Origin of the sequence: Exiguobacterium sp. SH1S1 (assembly GCF_004337245.1) — a bacterium.
GTDB lineage: Bacteria > Bacillota > Bacilli > Exiguobacteriales > Exiguobacteriaceae > Exiguobacterium > Exiguobacterium aurantiacum_A.
Genome location: NZ_SJUZ01000008.1, coordinates 40807 through 61959, shown reverse-complemented (window position 1 = coordinate 61959; position 21153 = coordinate 40807). Strand labels below are relative to the sequence as shown.

Below are 21153 nucleotides of genomic sequence, written 5' to 3'. Positions count from 1 at the left end.
ATCAAAAGGGAGTAGCGCGCGCTACTCCCTTTTATGAAGTCGATCGACCAGTGATGCGGTCGACTAGTCGTTTTGCTTCAAGTAGTGACATGTCATGAGTCTCCCGTAAAAACTTTACGGCCGTGACGACCCCATGCGTATCAATTTTCTCTTTCACTATTGCAGCCAACGCATCGTCTAGTATGAGAGGATCGTTCTGAATTTGCTTTCGCCGCAGTGCACGTACGTCTTTTGCTTGCTCAGCAATTACATTGATTAAAAAGGCGTTTAACAGGAGCGATGCGATTAAGAACATGGTGTTCAACTCCATGGAAACACTCCTTTCGCTTTAGTCAGGCATGATGGTAAAGCTATATGCGTTCGTCAGCGGGTTATGAATAATTAACTCGTAACTGAGTTGTTGTTCGTCCGCCTTGTCGACCAATAGATTGATCTCCGACATGTTGAATACGCGTTGACAGGCGATAGTAGAGACTAGTAATATACCGCCGATGATGGCTGTGATGACGAGACGTTTCGTCCAAATCGTGAATGATGTCGACATTAAGGGCGTGCCTCCATCTTTTCTTCGATTCGTTCGAGACGTTCCACTAAAACGTCGAACTGTTGTTGCTGATGAGCTGCGGCTTGACGCTCCAGCTCGAGTCGCGTGTCAGCTCGTTTTTCATAACGACCGATAAAACGAACAATCAACACGATGACGGTGATGATTAACGCGAGTGGGACAATCATCGCCAATAAACTAAATAGTGACATGAGCAAGAAATCCATTCTGTTCCCTCCTTACCGAAGTAATCCTAAATAAGTATACTTCCAAATTCATACAAAATGGAAGGGAGTCATGGATGTGACGTGTGTCCAAATTTTTGTCGCGGTCTATTTTGTCAAGGCGTCTCGCTCTAATCTGCATCATCAAAATGAAATTCAACATAAATCATTCCTACGATAACGTACATCTGAATCAACAACTTAAGAAGAGCGGGTATATAGATGATTTCAAGAAGCAGTAAGCCTTCATATGAGAACACGAATAGATAGGCGAGGAGATAGATCAACATTTTGCCTCGTCGAAATCGAGAAAACAGGCAGATGCCTACGAGGAACGGATAAAGGAACGTCTTGAATGAATTAGGCATGTTGGTAAATCCTTTCTTGGATGTCATCGCTCATTGCGTGGAACGTAACCGGGTTTTGTCCGTCTGCGTCTGACATCCGATTCGAAGTAATACAGTGGGGTGAACAAACTTGTCGAAAGATAAAGTGAGATAAAGGTTTCTAGTAATAATGGCACTGGGAGTAAATCTTCGATTACGAGAATCCATCCAGGGACAAAGAACAGCATGAGAGCATACGTCATCCCACCTTCTGTTTTGATAAACGGATACAATCCCCGCATCAGCAAGATGTATGGAAATAAAAGATAAAAGAAAATCCGCTTCACGTCGTAACGCCCTTTCCCGAGCGGTTCGCTCAAGTCATGTAGAAGTATCTTTTTCAGTATAATGGGAGCACCACGTATAGAGAAGGAGTATTTACATGAGCAAATCAATCGCCATCATCGGGGCGGGCGTCAGCGGACTGTACGCCGCCTCGCTCCTCATCGAAAAAGGCTATGACGTCACCGTATTTGAATCACGCGATCGCATCGGAGGACGGGTGTTGAGCCAAAACGGATTTGACCTCGGTCCGACATGGTATTGGCCGGATACCGAGAAGACGATCACGCAACTCGTCGATCGGCTCGGACTTCCGGTGTTCCCACAACATACGACCGGTGACTTGATGCTCGAGCGGAAAGTTGGCGTGATTGAGCGCCACACGTTGCCACCCGAGCAGACCGTTCTATCGATGCGACTTGAAGGCGGTATGGCGACACTGACCACAGCGCTCGCTGCGAGACTTCCAGAAGGGACAATCGAACTCGAGACGACCGTCACGTCGATTCAACAGACAGAAGACGGGGTATCGGTCACGGTCGAAGCAGGATCGGCAAAAACGTTCCAACACGTCATGTTAGCGATCCCGCCACGGCTCGTCTCACGCATCTCGTTTCAACCGGAACTGTCTGAAGCGACGAAGGCGAAGCTGTCGGCTACACCGACGTGGATGGCCGGGCAGGCGAAAGTGGTCGCCGTCTACGATCGTCCGTTTTGGCGAGACGCCGGCTTATCCGGGCTCGGCATGAGTTGGTCCGGCGTGTTGCAGGAGATTCATGACGCGTCGGCGCCGGGAGGGTACGGGGCACTGTTCGGTTTCTTCCGATTATCACCTTTTGAGCGGGCCGCGCTAGACCGGGACGAGCTCAATCGTCTCGTCGTCGAGCAACTCGTCCGACTGTTCGGGGAAGAGGCGCGTCATCCGCGTGACGTCTTGTACGTGGATTGGTCAAGTGACCGCGACACGGCAAGTTCGCAAGATGCCCAACCGTTGAGCGACTTCCCTGTCTATGGACCGATTACGTTCGACACCGCTTGGGAAGAAAAGCTCTCACTTGCTGGGACCGAGACGGATTCCATGTTCGGCGGTCATATCGAAGGGGCACTTCGTTCTGCAATCCGGGTCGTCGAGCAACTCTAACCAAAAATGCGTATCCTCCCAAGTCGGGACGATACGCATTTTTATTTGAACTTCTGAATCATCAACGCGAGCGCGCGATTGATCATCTTCATCTCGTCATCCTCGAGCACGGAGAACATCTCTTCGGCGAGCTGTTCTTCGATTCGATCGACTTGTTTCGAGTAGTCGAGGCCGACCGGACCGAGCCGGATGAAGCTCTCACGCAAGTTGTCCGGATTTTTCTCTTTTTGGACGAACTGGCGTTGTTCGAGCACTTTCAACACTTGGCTGACCGCACTTTTCGAGATGTTCATCTTCGTCGCGATCTCGGTCGTCGTCCACGTGTCTTTTCGTTTGAAGAGCAGCAACATCTGTTCTTGCTGGTAACTGAGTTCAAACTCGTTCAAGTCGGTAAAGTATTTGGTGAACAACAAGTCGAGCTCGTCGACTTGACGATACATCTCAATGACTTGTTGTTTGCGTATCTCTTTCAAAACCCGTTCTCCTTTCATTCCTTAACGTGTGTCACGGAACGTCTGGCTCCGCACATACAGGACGATACTAAATGCTAGTCCGATTATACCAAACGTGATGAGGAGCGTTTGAATCGGAACGGACAACGCGACAAGGATTGATAGCACGGCGAACGCGATCGGCTCTAGGCCAGACGCGGCGAGTGCCATGATGCTCATGACGCGACCGATCTTATCTTGGTCGCTATGCTCTTGCATGAGCGTGACGGCCGGCAAATAGACGAGCATCAGCATGAAGCCGCTCATGGCCGCCGCGAAAGCGAGCATCGGGACGGACTCGGCTTGCGTGTAGAAGAGAAATGCGACAATCGTCAAGAACAAGGCGCGGAAGACGAAACGGCCGCGGTGGACCGACCGTAACAATAAGACGAGGAAACTTGCGACGAACGTCCCGACAGCAAGCCCGCCTTCAATCAAACTCAAGTCGAACGCCGTTCCGCCGCGTTCACCGACGAGGATCGGGATGCTCATGATGAGCGGTCCCATAATAAACAAGTTGACGATTGCAATCGAGAACGTACCGCTTCGCAAGATCGGTGTCTTCGAGACGTAGCGGATTCCTTCTTTCAAATCAAAGACGACGTGCTTGAGCGACATCGTCTGTGCCGCTGGAATATGGTCTCGAATCAGCCGCGGCATCATCAAGAAAGCAGAGATAAAGATGAGCGTGGCCGCCGTACTAAAGCTAAGACCGAAGCCGCCCCACGTCAACAGAAGACCGGCTAAAAATGGACCGATCACGAACATGAGCTCGAGCGACCCTTGGAATAACGAGTTGGCGCGTTGGAGCTCGTGTTTTTTGACGAGAGACGGGATGAGTGAAGATAGCGCCGGATACGACATGCCGTCCAATAGTCCGAACGCGATCGAGATAAGGATTAAGACGATCACGGAATAAGCGTCGGCCAAGTGCAGCGCGACGACGACAAGCATCAAGACACCTTGTCCGAGGTTCGTCAAAAATAAGAGACGACTCTTTTGATAACGGTCGGCGAAGACGCCGCCGAACACCATCATGATCACGCGCGGCAACGAAACGGCCGTCATGATGATTCCGAGCAGGGCCGGTTGATTCAACACATCGATTGTGAGCCACGACATGCTCAAAAAGAAGATGGAAAAGCCTAGCGTCAGCGTCATGCCGGACAGCCAAGTGAAAATGAAACGGGAATTGTGTAGCAAGTTCATAAGGAGACCTCGTTTTTAAATAAAGTTAAGTTAACTAAACTATAAGACGAGATTTGAATCTGGTCAAGCAAACCGGACCGACGAGAAAAATGTAAAAATACGGAACTTTTTGAGACGGATGAACGTATAATTACAGAAGAGGTGAACGATATGAACAAACATGAACGTCTAAAGAAAATGATTAAAGGAAATCGAAAATGGCTTCTCGTCAGGCTCGGTTTTGCGATTCCGCTTGCTGTGCTTATCTTCTTATTTTTACAAACCGAGACACACGCCCTCTTGTACGGAAGTTTGATGATTGTGGCATTGCTAGCGTATGGATTGAATGCTATTCGCGAAAGTCGATTTATGAGCAGCTTTACCGAGCGGGTCCGGGCTAAACGAATCATTCACATCCAGTATGGATTTGATTATGTGATGATTGTTGCTATAGGATTCGTTTCCCCATTGCTCATGAAACTAGACGGAGTCAGCTGGATGCCGTTTCTTGTGCTCTCACTTGGAGCTGGAATCCTGTTAATTGTCGAGCGTCTGCTTGATGAGAAAGTAAAACTGATCGACCCCGAGCAACCGACGCGTCGCGACGTCAAACGGGAAAGTTTTTAAGGGGTGATTCGATGACAAAACAAGAGCGCATCAATGTCATCTATAAATCGAACGTTAAAATGGCATTGCTTCAAGGCCTCATCACGTTTCCGATGTCGTTTTTCATCGTCGGTTTGATTGAATCGGATTCATGGAACGGTTGGTACGTGACCGGTGTAGCCGTCTGTTTGTTGTTACTTGGGGGCTCTTTTTTAAAGGTGAGTCGGTTCGAGACCGGGTTGACCGAGCACGCTGGTGCAAAAAAAATCATTGCACGACGAAACGGATTCACCTTCGTCCTGTTTGTTCTCTCGATTTTGTCGATTGCACTGACAATTAAACTCGGTTGGATGTATGCGTGGATAGTGGTGCTGACAATCGGTGTGTTGTATGGAGGATACCGCTTGATTCGAAAACAAGACGAGCGATTGACGGACATCGACCCGGAGCATCCGAGGTTTCGGGAGATTCGACTCGATAATGTTAGGGACTAAGGGGGAGACTGATGGACCGGGAAACTCGATTCCAAGCGCTGTTACAAGTGGACAAAACGTATCGACGTTTTATGATTGGGAGCAGTGTACTCCTTTTCGTGGGTGCGCTCTACTTTATGATGCAGACGACTTACTCCAGCATGATCGCGGTTGTTGGCCTCGTGCCGACGCTGTTTTTCGAATGGAAAAAGACGGTTGTCTACCTGCAGTTTAATGAAGACTGGGCGTATCGTCGTCTCATCAAAGTGAATTTTTTCTCACTATGCTTTACTTTCTTTTTACTGTTCGGTCTTGTCGCCTCGTTTTTGACGGGCCACATGAACCGTGATGGATTCATGTGGGCAATGGTGATCGGGGCACCACCTTCCATCTTGTTGCCATTTTGGATTGATCGGAAACTGCTGCAACTTGACCCGGAACATGTTACTTCCAGTATGCTAGCGAAAGCAAACCGCGAGCAACTGAAGCGTCGTCTTGACGGAATCAATGATTAGAAAAGGACTGAAACGGTATGACGAAACAAGAACGAATAGACCGAATGGATACATATCGCAAGCAGTGGAAGAAACGACGGGAGACGTTATTCGCCCCGTTCCCTGCATTCTTATTTTTTTCTCTCCTCGCTGAAGAGATTTGGTGGTTATGGACAGGGTTGATGGCATTGTTAGCAGCCGGACTGATAGTATCTTTATGGAAGGAAGCCGATGTGTTTGCTCGTCTGTCCGATAAACTTGAGGCGCAACGGGCGACACGGAACGTCTACTGGATTCTCATCGGTTGGCTCGCCCTCACAGTCGGTAGTGTCGTCAGCTATAAACTCGTGGCCCCGTGGTGGGTATGGGTGCTCCTAGTGTGCTGCGCGGTCATGCTGACGCTATTTTATAACCGATCCAACAAATCCGTCAGTAAAGACCCTGAGCAACCGCTTCGTTCAGAATTAGCTACGGCGAGAGGTATCCTATGACTAGCCTGACGAGAAAAGAACGCATTAACCAGCTGCTCGCACAAGATGATACCCATTGGTTTGTACGGTGGTGGATTTGGATGGCCGGGCTCATCGCCACGGTCGTCGTCGGCTATATGGCACCGACGTGGCTCCCGTTTGTCTTGGCCATCTCCTATTTCCCGTATTTATGCCTGGAGTGGCGTAAGACGAAGCTCCTGCTCACGTTCAACGAAAGTCGTCGCTACACACGCTGGGTCTACATGGGCTTCGTGTTCGAATGGATCGGATTCGTCGCGATTTTGAGCCTGTTCGCTTTCTATCATGCAGGTGTTGTTTCGATTCAAGTTCTGCTGGCACTCATTGTCAGTTTGATTGTTTTCAGTATCCTCACCCCACGCTGGCTCGATCGATTCATCTTGATGTTCGATGACGACCATGTCACCGCGAAAGTGTTGAGCAAAGCAAAAGAACAACGGAATACCGAGCACAAAACGAGTCAATGACACATGTCATGGTTCGTTTTTTTTCATTAAGCAATCTCGAATTATGAATCGATAAGCTTCGTAAAGACGCTAGTTCACATAAGGATCCACTTTGTGAGAGTTGGAGAATACCGAGGGCATAGGTAACAAGGTCATTGACCTAAAGATAAGATTTATCCATAAATTATATTTTTTATAGAAACGTTTCGATAAACCATTGCATCTCATTTTGTAAGCGCTTATACTTTTGATATACACAGGTGAAACGTTTCGATTTACAAATTAGAGATAAAGGCGGGATGGAATGAGAGCGACACAATTAGTGCAGCAAATGACGGTAGCCGAAAAAGTGGGACAGCTTGTTCAGACACTGCCATCCATTTTTTCGGATGACGAGCAAGATGTGATCACCGGACCGATCGCGGAGCTACTTAAGGAAGACGGCATCACCGACGAGAATCGGTGGAACATGGGATCGGTCATCGGGATCAGCAACGCGAAGCAAGCGCGAAAACTGCAGGAAAGTTATTTGCGACATAATCGACTCGGCATCCCGCTCCTGTTCATGGCGGACATCATCCACGGGCACCGGACGATTTTTCCGGTCCCGCTTGCGATGGCCTGTTCTTGGGATCTCGACGGACTCGAACAAATGGCACGCACTTCTTCTATCGAAGCGACGGCCTCCGGTCTACACGTCACGTTCTCTCCGATGGCTGACTTGTCACGCGATCCACGTTGGGGACGTGTCATGGAATCGACCGGAGAAGACGTTTGGCTGAACGGGGAGATGGCGGCGGCGTTCGTCCGTGGCTATCAGACGAACGATTTGACGAGAGAAGATACGTTAGCAGCCTGCGTCAAACACTTCGCGGCTTACGGTGCACCGGAAGGCGGACGCGACTACAATACGGTCGATGTGTCCGATCGCGAACTGCGTGAGTACCATTTACCAGCCTACAAACGGGCCCTTGAAGAAGGGGCGAAGATGGTGATGACGAGTTTCAACGTCGTCCATGGTGTTCCGGCCACTGCGAGCGAATATCTCATGCGGGACATCCTCCGAAGCGAGTGGGGGTTTGAAGGCGTACTGATCTCGGATTGGACGGCGATCAAAGAACTCATTCACCACGGTGTCGCCGAAACGTTGAAGGATGCGGGCGAACTCGCGCTACGAGCTGGCGTTGATATCGACATGATGTCGGGCGCATATTCTAACTATATCGAAGCGATGCTTGAAGAAGGGATCGATGAGGCGTTACTCGATGAGGCGGTCTTACGGATTTTGACGCTAAAAGAAGAGTTAGGTTTATTCGACAACCCTTACCGAGGGATCGATCAGACGAAAGAGACAGCGCTCCATCTGTCAGATGAGCACCGTGATCAAGCGCGGCGTCTGGCCGAAAAGAGTGCGGTCCTCTTGAAAAATGATGGTGTCCTCCCGTTACAAAAGCAACGTGTCGCGCTCATCGGACCGTTCGCCGACTCGAACGACGTGCTCGGTCCATGGGCGGGCTACGGGAAAAAAGAAGAGGCCGTGACGTTGCGACAAGCGTTCGACCGGGCCGAACTTCCATATACGTTTACGGGCGGGGCGACCGTCGAAGCAGAGATTGATTGGACGGAAGCATGCCGTATCGCGGAGCAAGCGGACGTGATCGTCTTGGCGCTCGGTGAAGCATCATGGATGAGTGGAGAAGCCGGCAGTCGGACGGACATTCGTCTTCCGAAGACGCAACGCGAAGGGCTTAAACGCCTGAAGGCGCTCGGGAAGCCGGTCGTGACGATCTTGTTCAACGGCCGTCCGCTCGACCTTCGCGACGTTGTCGAGCAGTCGGATGCAGTGCTTGAAGCCTGGTATCCGGGGACCGAGGCCGGTTCGGCACTCGTGAACTTGTTGTATGGGCAAGTCAGTCCGTCCGGGAAGTTGACGATGTCGTTTCCTTACAACATCGGACAAGTGCCGATTCGCTATGATGCGCTACGGACAGGGCGTCCGTCAGACATCGAACACGCCGACCCACGCTACACGAGCAAATATCTCGACGCGCCGAACGAGCCGCTCTTCCCGTTCGGATATGGGATGACATACACGACGTTTAGTTACAACGACTTCATCGTCAAAGAAGTAACGGACGGCATCGTCGAGGCGACGGTCGTCATTCGGAACGACGGGGCGACGACGGCAGACGAGATCGTCCAATGGTATATCCAAGACAAAGTGGCCAAAGTCTCGCGGCCCGTCAAGCAATTGAAAGGGTACGACAAAGTGACGCTCGAAGCAGGTGAGTCCGTGACGGTAACGTTCACTGTTGAAGCAGACATGCTCCGCTATCTTCAGCCGAACGGTACGTTTGACGCCGACCCTGGAACGTTTACGCTCTTTGTGGGCCCGAACAGCCGTGACGTATTGGCAAAATCTTTTGAACTAAAAACAAAAACGAGGTGTACGACGTGAATGTATTAACCGAACAGACGACGCTGACAGCTGGAGACGTGAGCCTCTCGCTCACTCCGATGGGAGATATCCGTCAATTGAAAACCGGACCGATCATGGTCAACCAGTTAATCCACCATCCATTTGATGGCTCAATGGCAAACCTTTATGTCCGATATGAGGGTGGAGTTGCCCGTCCGTTGCTTGGGCTTCATTCACCTAGTGATTTCGTGGCCTCAGGCCAGGAAATCGTTTGGTCCGGGCGATACCCTGAGTTCGCTTATGAAGTACGGGGGACGCTCAGTGACAATGGCGTTCGCTTTGACGCGACATTCGAAGGGACAGGCCGATTCGACGTCACATACGTCCAAGATCTCGGGCTCGCTGATGAAGGCGGTGTCCGCACGAACGAGGCGTACATGGCCCAGTATATCGACTATGTGAAGACGGATGCGGCGCTGATGGCCCGCCAAAACCAAAAGCAGTCGACCGGGTTCCCGGCGATTCGGATGACGTCGTCCCGAGCCATCGCAGAATATGCGACGGACGGATTTGACGTGTATGGGACATCGTATAAATTGACTGGACGGGCCGCGGGGCTAGACGGGGCATTGCCTTCCCGTGTGTATCAATATGAGTTCGCCTTGCCGACGCTTCGGACCGAAACGTTGGACATGGGGACGGACCGAGAAATCGCGTTCGAATTGTCATTCGTTCAAGATCATCCAGAGGCGCTGACCGAGCAATCGATCGAGCGTTTCGTAACGGTCGAAGCGGGAGCGCCTGTCGAACAACCAGTACGTCCGCGTCCGCGTCTTCGCCAACCGTTCCAACCAATCAGCGGAGCCGGGCTCACGATGACCGAAGTCGAGCGCCTCTATCCGGTGCGCCGACTCGAGGAGACGGAAGACGGACAGCTCTTGTCCTTCTTCACAGAAGAGGGCGCGCACGTCGTGTTGGCGGCGAAAGAGCACCTCGTTGAGCGGAGTCACGGCAACATCTTATTGAACGCCGGCAGCCTGATGCCGGACGAGTCGAAGCTCGCGACGACCGTGTTCATGAACGGCGTCTTCAACTCGCACATCGTTTACGGCAACACAAACTTCAACAAGTGGACGACCAACGTCCGCAACCCGCTCAACGTCCCGAAAACTTCAGGGCAGCGCATCTATGTCGAGATGGACGGGGCATACCGTTTGTTGACGATGCCGAGTCTGTTCGAGATGCGGCTGAACGAGGCAGTGTGGCGCTACGAGCTAGACGGGGAGACGATCGTCGTCCGTACGTTCATCGCTTCGGATGCTCCGGTCATCAAGACGACCGTCGAATCGTCGCAACCGCGACGCTTCGTCATGAGTAACCAGATCGCGATGAACACGCAAGAGTACGTCGCCCCGTTCCACATGGAGCAGACGGACAACCGGCTCGTATTCAAGGCGGACGAGGCGGCAGACAGCGCCGCGACACGACCTGATCTGACGTACGCGATCGAGAGCGATCAGCCGTTCCAACTCCTCAAAACATCGGATTGGTTCGACCAACCGTTCGAGGACGATCTCGTCTGGATGGCTTACGAGCCGAGTGAGCGTGTGACGATGCACCTTGGTCTGGCGACGCACACTCCGTTCGAGCTAGATGAAAAGCAGGAGCTACACGCTTACCGTACATGGATGGACAGCTATATGAACGGGCTCACACTTGAAGGTGAGACACCGGACATCGAGGCGTTGAATATTCAGGCGCTATGGTACGTCCAAAACATGCGGGTCCACTACCAGTCACCGCACGGTCTTGAGCAATATGGCGGAGCCGCCTGGGGGACGCGGGACGTGTCGCAAGGACCGATGGAGTTCTTGCTTTCGACCGGTCACTTTGACGAGGCGCGTAAACTTCTCCTCGTGATTTTCAGCCATCAATTCAAGGATGGGGATTGGCCGCAATGGTTCATGTTCGATGAATATGCGGGCATCCAACAAGAAGATAGCCATGGTGACGTCATCGTCTGGCCTCTCAAGGCGCTCTCGGACTATTTGAGCCGGACCGAGGACGTGACGTGCCTCGATGAAACGATTCCGTTCCGCGACCGGGACGGTAAAGCGGAGGCGAACGCTACACTTTATGCACACGTCGAACGCGCTCTCGGATTCATTGAAGAGCATTTCGTCGACGGCTCGGTCTTCTCCGCCTATGGCGGGGGAGATTGGGACGATACGCTGCAACCGGCCGATGAGGACTTGAAACGTCACTTGATCAGTTCATGGACGGTCACCTTGACGTACCAAGCGTTCCGTCAGTTGCATGAACAGTTGCCAACGTCTGCTTTGGCAGAACGTCTAGGCGAGTTGAGCCAAATCATCCGCAAACAGTTCACTGAGGAGATGATCCGTGACGGTGTGATCGCAGGGTTCTTGAAAGAAGTCGATGGACGGTTCGAGGCAATGCTCCACCCGTCCGATGAAACGCTGCCGATGCGCTACCGCTTGTTGCCGATGACGCGCAGTGTCATCGCGGAACTTGTCGATCAAGACCAGATGACACGTAACTTTGATTTGATCGCCACGCATTTGACGTTCCCGGACGGGGTTCGTCTCATGAACCGGCCAGCTGAATACCGCGGCGGCGTCAGCCGTCACTTTATGCGGGCCGAGCAGGCGGCAAACTTCGGTCGGGAGATCGGACTGCAATACGTGCACGCCCATATCCGTTACATCGAGGCGCTCGCGAAAGCAGGACATCGTGAGAAGATTCGCCCGGCCTTCAACATGATCAACCCAGTCCGGATGGACGAAGTGAAAAATGCCGCACCACGGCAACGGAACGCATACTTCAGTAGCTCGGACGGGGACTTCGCTGACCGCTACGCAGCGGAGTCGCAATTCGACCGCTTGAAAGATGGGACAGTACCCGTGAAAGCGGGATGGCGCATCTATTCGAGTGGACCGGGAATCTGGTTCAACCAGCTCGTCTCGAACTACCTCGGGATTCGTCTCGGGACAAACCATGTCGAGCTCGATCCGATCGTGGATGCCGATATGCATGTCCAGCTCCGCCTCTTCGGTGCGGATACGACGATCCAGTTCCGTAAGGGTGACCCGAGCGTGACATTGAACGGTCAGAAATTGACTGGTCACGCTCTGTCGAACCCTTACCGAGAGGCAGGACAACGCATCGGAAAAGATGAATTTTTACGCTACGCCAAGGAAAAGAATGAGTTAGTGATTACGGTGAAAGGGTGACGAATTCGTCACCCTTTTCTTAATAGGAGGAGCATATGGACGCAAAACAAATAAACACGGTCTATCAAGTGTATCCGAAGAGCTTTCAAGACAGCGACGGTGACGGGGTCGGTGATTTACAAGGAGTGGTCAGTCGCCTTGATTATTTAAGCTGGCTTGGGGTCGACATGGTGTGGCTGAATCCGGTATACGTCTCGCCCGGTTACGATAACGGTTATGACGTCGCGGACTATGCGCGGATCGACCCGATGTTTGGGTCGATGGAAGATATGGACGAGTTGATCCGAAAAGCGAAAGATAGAGGGATCGGCATCATGATGGACATCGTCGCCAACCACACGTCGCATCAGCATGACTGGTTCCTCCAGTCCGAGCGTGAGCCGGAAGGGGCATACGGCGACTTCTACATTTGGCGAGATACGCCGAACGAATGGAGCTCGTTCTTTGGGGGCGGGACGTGGACGTACTCACCGATCCGGGGCCAGTACTATTTCCATGCGTTCGCCCCGGAGCAACCGGATTTGAATTGGGGGAATGAGCAAGTACGGACGGAGATGGCGGGCGTCTTGGCGTTTTGGGCCGAGCGCGGGGTGACTGGTTTTCGTTTTGACGTCATCGATTTGATCGGGAAAGATGTCGACCGCAAACGATGGCTCGACTTTCCGTTGATGCGCCGCTACTTAAAAGATTTAGTGGCGCAAGTCGACACCTCTTCTTTGCTTCTTGTCGGTGAAGCGGGCGGATTGACCCCGGACGAAATTCTAGCTTTGCAACGGGACGGTTCGCTAGACATCGTCTTTAACTTTGAAGTCTGTGCCCTCGACGAACAAGCGGGGCAGGGTAAATGGAAGCTCGCCCCGTTCGAGCCGTCGCGGCTGAAAGCCACGCTCGACACGTGGCAACGGGCGTTCGCGGTCGAGGGACGCAATAGCCTGTTTTGGAACAACCACGATCAACCTCGTGCCATTTCAAGATGGTATGACGGTGACGAGCGGGCGGCGAAAATGCTCGCGGTCCTCTTATACGGGTTGAAAGGGATCCCGTTCCTCTACCAAGGGGAAGAAGTCGGCATGACGAACGGTATGATCGCGCCAGAGGATTATCAGGATATCGAGACGGTGAATTACTTACGGACGGGCGGGACGCTTGATGCCGTCCGAATGAAAGGACGTGATCACGCCCGGCTTCCGATGGCATGGGGCGAAGGAGCGGACACGTTCAGCACGGGAACACCGTGGCTTCGGTCGCTTCACCACGACGAAGGTAGGGACGTCTCGACGATGCGCTTGGATGAAACGAGTCTGCTTCACTTGTACCGAGAACTGATTGCACTGCGTCGGACGAATCGAGTGCTACGTGACGGGGCGTATGAACTCGTTCCGACCGAAGATCATCTGTACGTCTATCGCCGCTTCCTCGCGGAGGAGACACCACTCCTTGTCGTCGTGAATCTGTCTCCGGACACGGTACCGATACCGGTTGAATGCGGGGACCGATTGATTGCCACAGAGCAGGTCGAGTCACCAATGCTACGGCCGTATGAAGCGTTCATATGTTATAATTTTTGACAGAAGGAAGTGAGGAAATGGCAGGAATCAAAGACATCGCAAAAGAGGCGGGCGTTTCGATATCGACCGTTTCGTATGCGCTAAACGGTAGTCCGAAAGTGACAGAAAAAACGAGGCAACGCATCATTAAAATCGCCGAAGAGTTGAACTACGTGCCAAACGCCGCGGCGCGTACGCTAAAGACAAGAAAAACGCATATCATCGGAGCGTTTCTCGGGGACTACTCCGGATCGTTCTACGGGGAGTTACTAAAAGGGATCAACCAAGAGCTGGCTGATACCGGCTATGAGTTGATCGTTTGTAACGGTCCCGAATCACATCGTCTGATGACTGAGCGCATGGTAGACGGGGCGCTCATCTTAGGGCATCGCTTCACCCAAGAACAAATTTTAGAGTTCGCGGATCGAGGCCATCCGCTGACGATGCTCGACCGTGAGATTGAACATCCGAACATCAGTTGTGTGCTACTCGATAATCAAATCGGAATGAATCAAGAGATGGACGCCATCTTGGAAACGAACCCTAATCAGATTCATCTTGTGAACGGTCCGGTCGGCAACCATGATGCTGTCGAACGACGGAAAGTCGTCGTTGATCGCGCAAACGCAGCCGGAGTCGCTGTTCGAGAATGGAACGGCGAGTTTACGAAACGTTCAGGTATCCGGGCAGCGAGTGAATTGCTTGAAGTGATTCAAGAAGGCGACGCCATTATTTGTCTGAACGACGATATGGCACTCGGGGTTTATGACGTCTTGCAAAACTTTTCTCTCCGGATCGGGGAAGATATCTCGCTCGTTGGCTTTGATAAACTTGAAATCACCAACTATACTCAACCTCGAATCGCGAGTGTCAGCTACTCGAAGCCGGACTGGGGCAAGAAGGCGGCTCGTGCGTTGCTCCATTTGATTGAAGCGAAGGAAAATTCAAAACAGACAATCCCTTCAAAATTCATTAAAGACGCTTCAATCCGAAAAAAAAATAATAAAAAATAAAATACGTATTGTAAGCGGATACATTGTGAACTATAATGTTTATAGAAACGTTTAACCTGTTGATTTTGCAGTAAACCTTTGTATAAACATTATTTTTTTACATGATAATCGAAACGTTTCGATTATCGAGAAACGGAGGAATTCAGATGAAGAAATTAGGGTTAGCAGCGGTAGCGGGCACGGTAATCATTTCAGGTGTGTTGGCGGGATGTTCTTCTGGATCGAGCGGCGATGACGCGAATACAATCACGGTCTGGGCGATGGGCGAAGAAGGAAAAGCTTTACCGAAACTAGCAGAACAGTATGAAAAAGAGAATGAAGGTGTCAACGTCAAAGTACAGGCGATCCCTTGGGACACGGCGCACGATAAACTGTTGACTGCGGTCGCTTCGAAAAATGGTCCGGATGTCGTTCAAATGGGAACGTCTTGGATGCCTGAATTCGTAGAAGCGGGAGCACTCGCAGATATGAAAGACCTTGTAAAAGATTACCCGGAGCTCGATCCATCGAACTTCTATGAAGGATCGGTTGAAACGGTTCAATTCGAGGACGGCCTTTACGGAGCACCGTGGTATGTCGACACACGCGTTCTTTATTACCGGAAAGACGCGCTTGAAAAAGTAGGTTACCCGGAAGCACCGAAAACATGGGATGAATTAGAAGACGCTTCGAAAAAACTAGCGGCTCGTGACGGGGAAGACATGTACGGGATCACGTTGGACACGAACGACCAAATGCTATCGTTCATGTTCGCTCGTCAAAACGGTTCAGAGCTGTTGACAGAAGATCAAGAACCGCTCTTTGATCAACCGGAATTCATTGAAAGCGCAGAGTACTTAACTAATTACTTCACAGAAGGATATGCGCCAATCGATTTAGGGCTTGATGTCGTTCAAGCGTTTGGGGCCGAGGAACCGAACGTGCCGATGTTCATCAGTGGACCGTGGATGATCAACATCATCAATGACCAAATGCCGGACATTGAAGATAAGTGGGGTACAGCCGTCCTTCCAGCGAAAGAAAACAATATCTCGTTCCTTGGTGGATCGAACTTGAGTATTTTTGAGAGCAGTGAGAAGAAAGACGAAGCTGCGAAATTCATCGCCTATATGAGTAAACCAGAAACACAGACAGAGTGGATGGAGATGACGAAGTCACTTCCATCGACGAAAGCGACATGGGCAGAGAATGAGACGCTCAAAAACGATGAGAAACTCAAAACGTTCGGTGAGCAAATGGAAGCAGCAGAGCCGATGCCGATGATGACAACGTGGGAAAAAGTAGCGCAAACGTACTTGCAGAGTTTTGAGAAGATGTATCGCGGTGCGGCTACTGTAGAAGATGAAGCTAAGGTGTTCCAAGAAAAAGCGAAGTCGATTTTAAAATAAACGGAGGGGTACACCCCCTCTCGTTTTATTAAAGGAGAACCTTATGAAACAATTTCTTAATGATCGAGCGCCATATTTGCTCGTCGCTCCGACCGTTCTCTTGTTACTCATGTTCTCAATCATGCCGTTATTCATCGCGTTTTTCATGAGTTTTACAGACATGGATTTGGCGGGGATTGCGAACTGGGCAAACATCGAATGGATCGGGCTCACCAACTACATCGAAATCTTCAAAGATGAAGTGTTCATTCAAGCGCTATTGAATACGGTCGTTTATGTCGTCATTGGGGTACCGATTGTCATCGGTCTCTCGCTCGCGATTGCGATGTCGATCAATTTCGGGACTGGCAAAGTCTTCGAATGGTTCCGTGTCGTCTTTTATATGCCGTCGATCACGAACGTCGTTGCGGTCGCCGTCGTCTGGGGCTTCTTGTTTAATCCGCAGTACGGCCTCTTCAACTTCCTATTAAACACAGTCGGCCTTCCAGACGTACCTTGGCTCCAAGACCCGTTTATCGCTAAGCTATCGTTGATCATGCTCGCTGTATGGCGTGCAGTCGGAATCAACATGATTATTTTCCTAGCGGCGCTTCAAGGGATTCCACGCACGTACTATGAAGCGGCAGCGTTAGATGGAGCGAGTACGTTCCAGCAAATGTTCAAGATCACAATCCCGTTGCTCCGTTACGCGATTTTCTTCGTGACGGTCACGACGCTGATCGGCTGGATCCAGTTCTTCGAAGAACCGCTCATCATGACCGAGGGTGGACCGCTCAATTCGACGACGTCGCTCGCACTCTTCATTTACAACAACGGTTTCCAGCTTAGTAACTTCGGTTATGCGGCTGCCGGGTCCGTCGTACTGTTCATTTTGATCATCACGGTGACACTCATTCAGTTCCGTCTTCAAAAGAGCGAGAATAACTATTAAGGAGGGACATTCATGATTCCAAACGAAAAACCGGTTGCCGTGAATGTGAAGCGGGAGAAATTCTCGCCACTTCCCGACTTAAACCATAAACGAAAAGCCAAGCTGTCGCAGTTGTTCGTCGCGCTCGTTTTGACCGTCCTTGGCATCGCCTTCATGTTGCCGTTCTTCTGGATGGTGATCTCGTCCTTTAAAACGGATGCGGAAATCTTGTCGCTACCGTTGACAATCTTACCGGAAAACGTGACGTTCGAGCATTACATCGATTTATTCGTAAATTTAAACTTTTTGACGTATTTGAAGAATACGTTGTTGATCGTGCTTGCATCATTTTTCGGTTTATTGCTCACAGCAATGGCCGGTTATGCGTTTGCGAAGCATAAATTTAAGGGAAGTAACGTCCTGTTCATCGGTGTCTTGGCGACAATGATGATCCCGGGTCAGGTTACGATGATTCCAGTTTATTTGATGCTCAATCAAATGGGTCTTACGAACACGATGACGGGGATTGTCCTCCCCGGTCTCGTCGGGGCGTTCGGGGTCTTCTTGTTCCGGCAGTTCATGACGACGATTCCAGAAGAAATGTTAGAAGCGGCCCGCTTGGATGGAGCGAGTGAGTTTCGGATTTTCTTCTCAATCGTCTTGCCGATGTCAAAACCGATTTTGGCTGTACAAGGGATCTTAACGTTCATCGGGGCCTGGAACAGCTTCTTATGGCCGCTTATTATCGCTAACGACGAAGCGCTTTACACGCTGTCTGTCGGACTTGCGCTCCTCCAAGGGCAGCACGGTGGGAACTATGCGTTACAGATGGCCGGGGCCACATTTATGGTCGTGCCGATCATCATCATCTTCATGATTTTCCAAAAGTACATCATCGAAGGGTACAATATATCTGGGATGAAGTGAACCTTACGCCATGTAAGGTTCTTTTTTTATACTCAGGACATCGGTCCTTTATACTTTGGATGAGTGAGATGTACATTGAGATAATAACTTGCACTACATCATAGAATCGAGGAAACGAAATATGTTAGCCATTGTTATTGGACTCGTGATCGGCATCTTACTACCGATACAGACGAGCGTGAACTCGCGTCTGCGTTCGATCGTCGGGTCACCGTTTGTCGCTTCGTTCCTATCATTCGCGGTCGGGACGACCTTTTTATCGCTCATCCTGCTTGTCTCTGGACAAGGATTCGGGTTCGATTCGTCAATCTTTCAGCAACAGCCAATCTGGATGTGGTCGGGTGGCTTGTTAGGGGTCATTTTTTTAACGGGGAACATCCTCTTGTTCCCACGGCTCGGCAGCGTCCAGACGGTCATCATGCCAATCTTTGGACAGATCGTGATGGGGCTGTTAATCGATCACTTCGGTTGGTTCAATTCGACCGTGAGCGTCCTCACACCGTGGCGCGTGTTTGGGGCCTTGCTTGTTTTACTAGGGGTCGTCGGGACGGTCGCACTCACAGACTGGATCAATCGTCGGCGTGGAAAATTTGTCATCGCGAACCGGGTGGAGACCGGTAACTTGAACGTCTGGCGTTTACTCGGAATCGGGACCGGGATGATGAGTGCGATGCAGACCGCCATCAACGGCTATTTAGGGACTGTGCTCGAGTCTGCACTAAAAGGCGCGCTCGTCTCGTTTGTCGTCGGAATCGTCGCACTTCTCCTCATCTTACTCATCCTCCGGCCGAGCGTTGAATGGCGCGGGCTATCGGGACAACCGTGGTGGATTTGGCTTGGCGGGATCATCGGCGCGCTCTTTATCGGCGGGAACGTCTTGATTGTCCCGATGGTCGGGACCGGCATCGCCGTCGTCATCGTCATTGTCGGTTTACTATGCGGAAGTTTGCTGATCGACCGGTTCGGTTGGTTCGGTGCGGCCAAAAATCCGGTGACCGGGATTCAACTCGTCAGTTTGCTCGCCATGGTGCTCGGCATCATGATGATCCGCTTGTCATAATATAAAGGAGGGGATACGATGCGCGGAGTCTTGTTCGCCATCAGCGGCGGTTTCTTTTTAACGTTGCAAAGCGTCGCCAACGCACGAATCAGTTCACAGATCGGCACGTGGCAGGCCGCGACATTGACGCAGATGACCGGCTTCATTGTGGCGCTTCTCGTCATGCTGGCTGTGCGTGACCGGACGTATAAACAGATGCGACACGTGCACCCGCTCTATTTGTCGGGTGGCGCGTTCGCAGCCCTCATCTTGTTCAGCAACATGACAGCCGTCCATCAGCTCGGTGTCACGTTGACAATCTCCTTGTTTCTGATTGCGCAGCTCGCCCTCGCGCTCGTCATCGATTGGCGCGGCTGGTTCGGGATGATACGCCGAGAGTTGAACGTGTCACAATTGCTCGGTGTCGCCATGATGGTCGCCGGCATCATCTTGTTGAAATGGTAGGAGGGGACCGGATGCTAGAACACTATTTGACGCAACTGGAGTTGCAGGTCTTGCCACAAGCGACACACGAACATTTCACGCTCGTCCGTTACGAGCCAGGTGCGACGATTTGCGCCCAAGGTGACGACGCGCACCACCTTCATTTTCTCGTCAAAGGCAAGATTCGCGTGGCGCATACGTCGGCAACTGGCAAACGCCTCGTACTGTCGTTCAAACGTCCGTTCGATTTGATAGGGGACATCGAGTACGTGCGCCGGACACCGTACTTAAATACGGTCGAGGCGGTCACGTTGGTCGAGATGCTCGTCATCCGGTTTGACGATTTGGCCCGACACGCGGCGGACGATGTGGCGTGGCTCCATTATCTGTTAGAAGAGATCACGAGAAAGTTCGAGTTGAAGTCGCAGTCGATGAGTTTCAACTTGTTTTACCCGGTCGACGTCCGGCTCGCGAGCTACTTGTTGTCGATGACGCCGGACGAGCGTGCGCTCGGGTCGACGGTCGATGAGTTGACCGATATCGCCGACTTGATCGGGACGAGTTATCGCCACGTCAATCGGACGCTCAAACGCTTCGTCGAACAAGGATTGATTGAACGGGATCGTCGGTCGATCGCAATCATCAATCGCGCCGGGTTGATCGCTGTCGCAGGGGAGAGTATTTATGAGTGAGGGGGAACGACAATGGCACTTGGAATGATGCTCGCGGTCATGGGCGGCATGCTCGTCTGTGTACAGAATACGTTCAACGCCAACGTGAAACAACGGGTCGGGGCCTGGGCGACGACGACGCTCGTCCTCGCACTTGGTTTTCTCGCCTCTCTCTTCATCGGATTGATCAGTGAAGGTGGCGGTTTGTTTGATTTACGTGACATGGAGACGTGGTACTGGTTCAGCGGCATCATCGGTGTCGGTGTCGTCATGAGCGTGACGCAAAGCGTCCAGCAGCTCGGTCCGAGTTACGCCATCTCGATCGTGATGGTGTCGCAAATCTTGTTCGCCTTGCTGTGGGATACGCTCGGCTGGTTCGGACTTGAGGCGATCCCGTTCACGTGGAAGACGGCGCTTGGCATCGTCTTGATCGTCGGCGGGGTGCTGTTGTTCCAGTTGAGTGGGAAGAAAATGACCGCGCGCCAGCAGGTAAAACAAGTAGGTTGATCTTCAGAATGATTTACGGCAATTTGTACAAGTTTGCCCGTGTTCCTGCCGTCTCACGACGGTTTGGCAATGCGGGCATTTTGTCGTGTGAGAGCCGTTCGGTTGAATGAGTGAGCGTTCCTCGAACGATGACGGATATAAAGTATAGGAACGGGTCACAATAAAACCGACGACGCCGAGCAAGACGGCTAAAATGAGGATATCCATCGAAATCCCTCCTAATAATTGGTATGCTAGTTGTATATACGCG

23 protein-coding genes are annotated in these 21153 nt (G+C 51.5%); 17 read left to right on the top strand and 6 right to left on the bottom strand.

The window, feature by feature from the left end; translation table 11 throughout:
* Window positions 1-31: 31 nt before the first annotated feature.
* From EVJ23_RS13005 to EVJ23_RS12995, 3 genes are read right to left on the bottom strand one after another with little or no spacing between them, the layout of a single operon-like run.
* A complete protein-coding gene (locus EVJ23_RS13005) occupies window positions 32-310 on the bottom strand; it encodes a hypothetical protein (protein WP_131466327.1) in 279 nt (92 codons plus the stop codon).
* 18 nt (window positions 311-328) lie between these two features.
* Window positions 329-544, bottom strand: a complete 216-nt coding sequence (locus tag EVJ23_RS13000) for a hypothetical protein (protein WP_131466325.1) — start codon at window positions 542-544, stop codon at window positions 329-331.
* Window positions 544-771, bottom strand: coding sequence for a hypothetical protein (locus tag EVJ23_RS12995; RefSeq protein ID WP_131466323.1), 228 nt, complete (start codon window positions 769-771; stop codon window positions 544-546). Before EVJ23_RS12995 ends, EVJ23_RS13000 begins: the two co-directional genes overlap by 1 nt.
* A 765-nt stretch (window positions 772-1536) precedes the next feature.
* Here EVJ23_RS12995 and EVJ23_RS12990 point away from each other — a divergent pair.
* A complete protein-coding gene (locus EVJ23_RS12990; RefSeq protein WP_131466321.1) occupies window positions 1537-2577 on the top strand; it encodes a flavin monoamine oxidase family protein in 1041 nt (346 codons plus the stop codon).
* Between the two features lie 41 nt (window positions 2578-2618).
* Here EVJ23_RS12990 and EVJ23_RS12985 read toward each other — a convergent pair whose 3' ends face one another.
* Complete coding sequence (locus EVJ23_RS12985) at window positions 2619-3050, bottom strand: MarR family winged helix-turn-helix transcriptional regulator (RefSeq protein WP_236633783.1); 432 nt, start codon at window positions 3048-3050, stop codon at window positions 2619-2621.
* 21 nt (window positions 3051-3071) lie between these two features.
* Window positions 3072-4277 (bottom strand): MFS transporter, encoded by a 1206-nt coding sequence (locus EVJ23_RS12980; protein ID WP_131466317.1) that lies wholly within the window; start codon window positions 4275-4277, stop codon window positions 3072-3074.
* 150 nt (window positions 4278-4427) lie between these two features.
* Here EVJ23_RS12980 and EVJ23_RS12975 point away from each other — a divergent pair, with 150 nt between their 5' ends.
* From EVJ23_RS12975 to EVJ23_RS12900, 16 genes are all read left to right on the top strand, one after another.
* Complete coding sequence (locus EVJ23_RS12975) at window positions 4428-4883, top strand: hypothetical protein (RefSeq protein WP_131466315.1); 456 nt, start codon at window positions 4428-4430, stop codon at window positions 4881-4883.
* 11 nt (window positions 4884-4894) lie between these two features.
* Window positions 4895-5356: a hypothetical protein gene (locus EVJ23_RS12970; protein ID WP_131466313.1), complete on the top strand. Its 462-nt coding sequence runs from the start codon at window positions 4895-4897 to the stop codon at window positions 5354-5356.
* Between the two features lie 11 nt (window positions 5357-5367).
* On the top strand, window positions 5368-5850 hold the full coding sequence (locus EVJ23_RS12965) for a hypothetical protein (protein WP_131466311.1): 483 nt from the start codon (window positions 5368-5370) through the stop codon (window positions 5848-5850).
* Between the two features lie 17 nt (window positions 5851-5867).
* Entirely contained in the window at window positions 5868-6320 is a 453-nt protein-coding gene (locus tag EVJ23_RS12960) for a hypothetical protein (RefSeq protein WP_131470817.1), read from the top strand.
* On the top strand, window positions 6317-6805 hold the full coding sequence (locus EVJ23_RS12955; protein ID WP_131466307.1) for a hypothetical protein: 489 nt from the start codon (window positions 6317-6319) through the stop codon (window positions 6803-6805). The genes EVJ23_RS12960 and EVJ23_RS12955 overlap by 4 nt, the downstream gene beginning before the upstream one ends.
* A gap of 283 nt (window positions 6806-7088) precedes the next feature.
* Window positions 7089-9242: a glycoside hydrolase family 3 N-terminal domain-containing protein gene (locus tag EVJ23_RS12950; protein WP_131466305.1), complete on the top strand. Its 2154-nt coding sequence runs from the start codon at window positions 7089-7091 to the stop codon at window positions 9240-9242.
* Window positions 9239-12457 carry a GH36-type glycosyl hydrolase domain-containing protein gene (locus EVJ23_RS12945; RefSeq protein ID WP_131466303.1) on the top strand — a complete coding sequence of 1073 codons (3219 nt, stop codon included), beginning with the start codon at window positions 9239-9241 and terminating at the stop codon, window positions 12455-12457. Before EVJ23_RS12950 ends, EVJ23_RS12945 begins: the two co-directional genes overlap by 4 nt.
* Window positions 12458-12492: 35 nt before the next feature.
* On the top strand, window positions 12493-14025 hold the full coding sequence (locus EVJ23_RS12940) for an alpha-glucosidase (protein WP_131466301.1): 1533 nt from the start codon (window positions 12493-12495) through the stop codon (window positions 14023-14025).
* 17 nt (window positions 14026-14042) lie between these two features.
* Complete coding sequence (locus EVJ23_RS12935; RefSeq protein WP_131466299.1) at window positions 14043-15017, top strand: LacI family DNA-binding transcriptional regulator; 975 nt, start codon at window positions 14043-14045, stop codon at window positions 15015-15017.
* 146 nt (window positions 15018-15163) lie between these two features.
* Window positions 15164-16405: a sugar ABC transporter substrate-binding protein gene (locus EVJ23_RS12930; RefSeq protein ID WP_131466297.1), complete on the top strand. Its 1242-nt coding sequence runs from the start codon at window positions 15164-15166 to the stop codon at window positions 16403-16405.
* Window positions 16406-16448: 43 nt separating this feature from the next.
* Window positions 16449-17336, top strand: a complete 888-nt coding sequence (locus EVJ23_RS12925) for a carbohydrate ABC transporter permease (protein ID WP_131466295.1) — start codon at window positions 16449-16451, stop codon at window positions 17334-17336.
* A gap of 12 nt (window positions 17337-17348) precedes the next feature.
* The gene (locus EVJ23_RS12920) at window positions 17349-18242 is read left to right on the top strand and encodes a carbohydrate ABC transporter permease (protein ID WP_131466293.1); all 894 of its coding nucleotides are present in this window, start codon (window positions 17349-17351) and stop codon (window positions 18240-18242) included.
* 121 nt (window positions 18243-18363) lie between these two features.
* Entirely contained in the window at window positions 18364-19302 is a 939-nt protein-coding gene (locus EVJ23_RS12915; RefSeq protein WP_131466291.1) for a DMT family transporter, read from the top strand.
* Window positions 19303-19320: 18 nt separating this feature from the next.
* Entirely contained in the window at window positions 19321-19746 is a 426-nt protein-coding gene (locus tag EVJ23_RS12910) for a DMT family transporter (protein ID WP_131466289.1), read from the top strand.
* A gap of 11 nt (window positions 19747-19757) precedes the next feature.
* The gene (locus EVJ23_RS12905) at window positions 19758-20417 is read left to right on the top strand and encodes a Crp/Fnr family transcriptional regulator (protein WP_131466287.1); all 660 of its coding nucleotides are present in this window, start codon (window positions 19758-19760) and stop codon (window positions 20415-20417) included.
* 12 nt (window positions 20418-20429) lie between these two features.
* Window positions 20430-20903: a DMT family transporter gene (locus EVJ23_RS12900; RefSeq protein ID WP_070329049.1), complete on the top strand. Its 474-nt coding sequence runs from the start codon at window positions 20430-20432 to the stop codon at window positions 20901-20903.
* A gap of 3 nt (window positions 20904-20906) precedes the next feature.
* On the opposite strand, the gene EVJ23_RS12895 is transcribed toward EVJ23_RS12900, so the two are convergent.
* A complete protein-coding gene (locus EVJ23_RS12895) occupies window positions 20907-21110 on the bottom strand; it encodes a hypothetical protein (protein WP_131466285.1) in 204 nt (67 codons plus the stop codon).
* Between the last annotated feature and the right edge of the window lie 43 nt (window positions 21111-21153).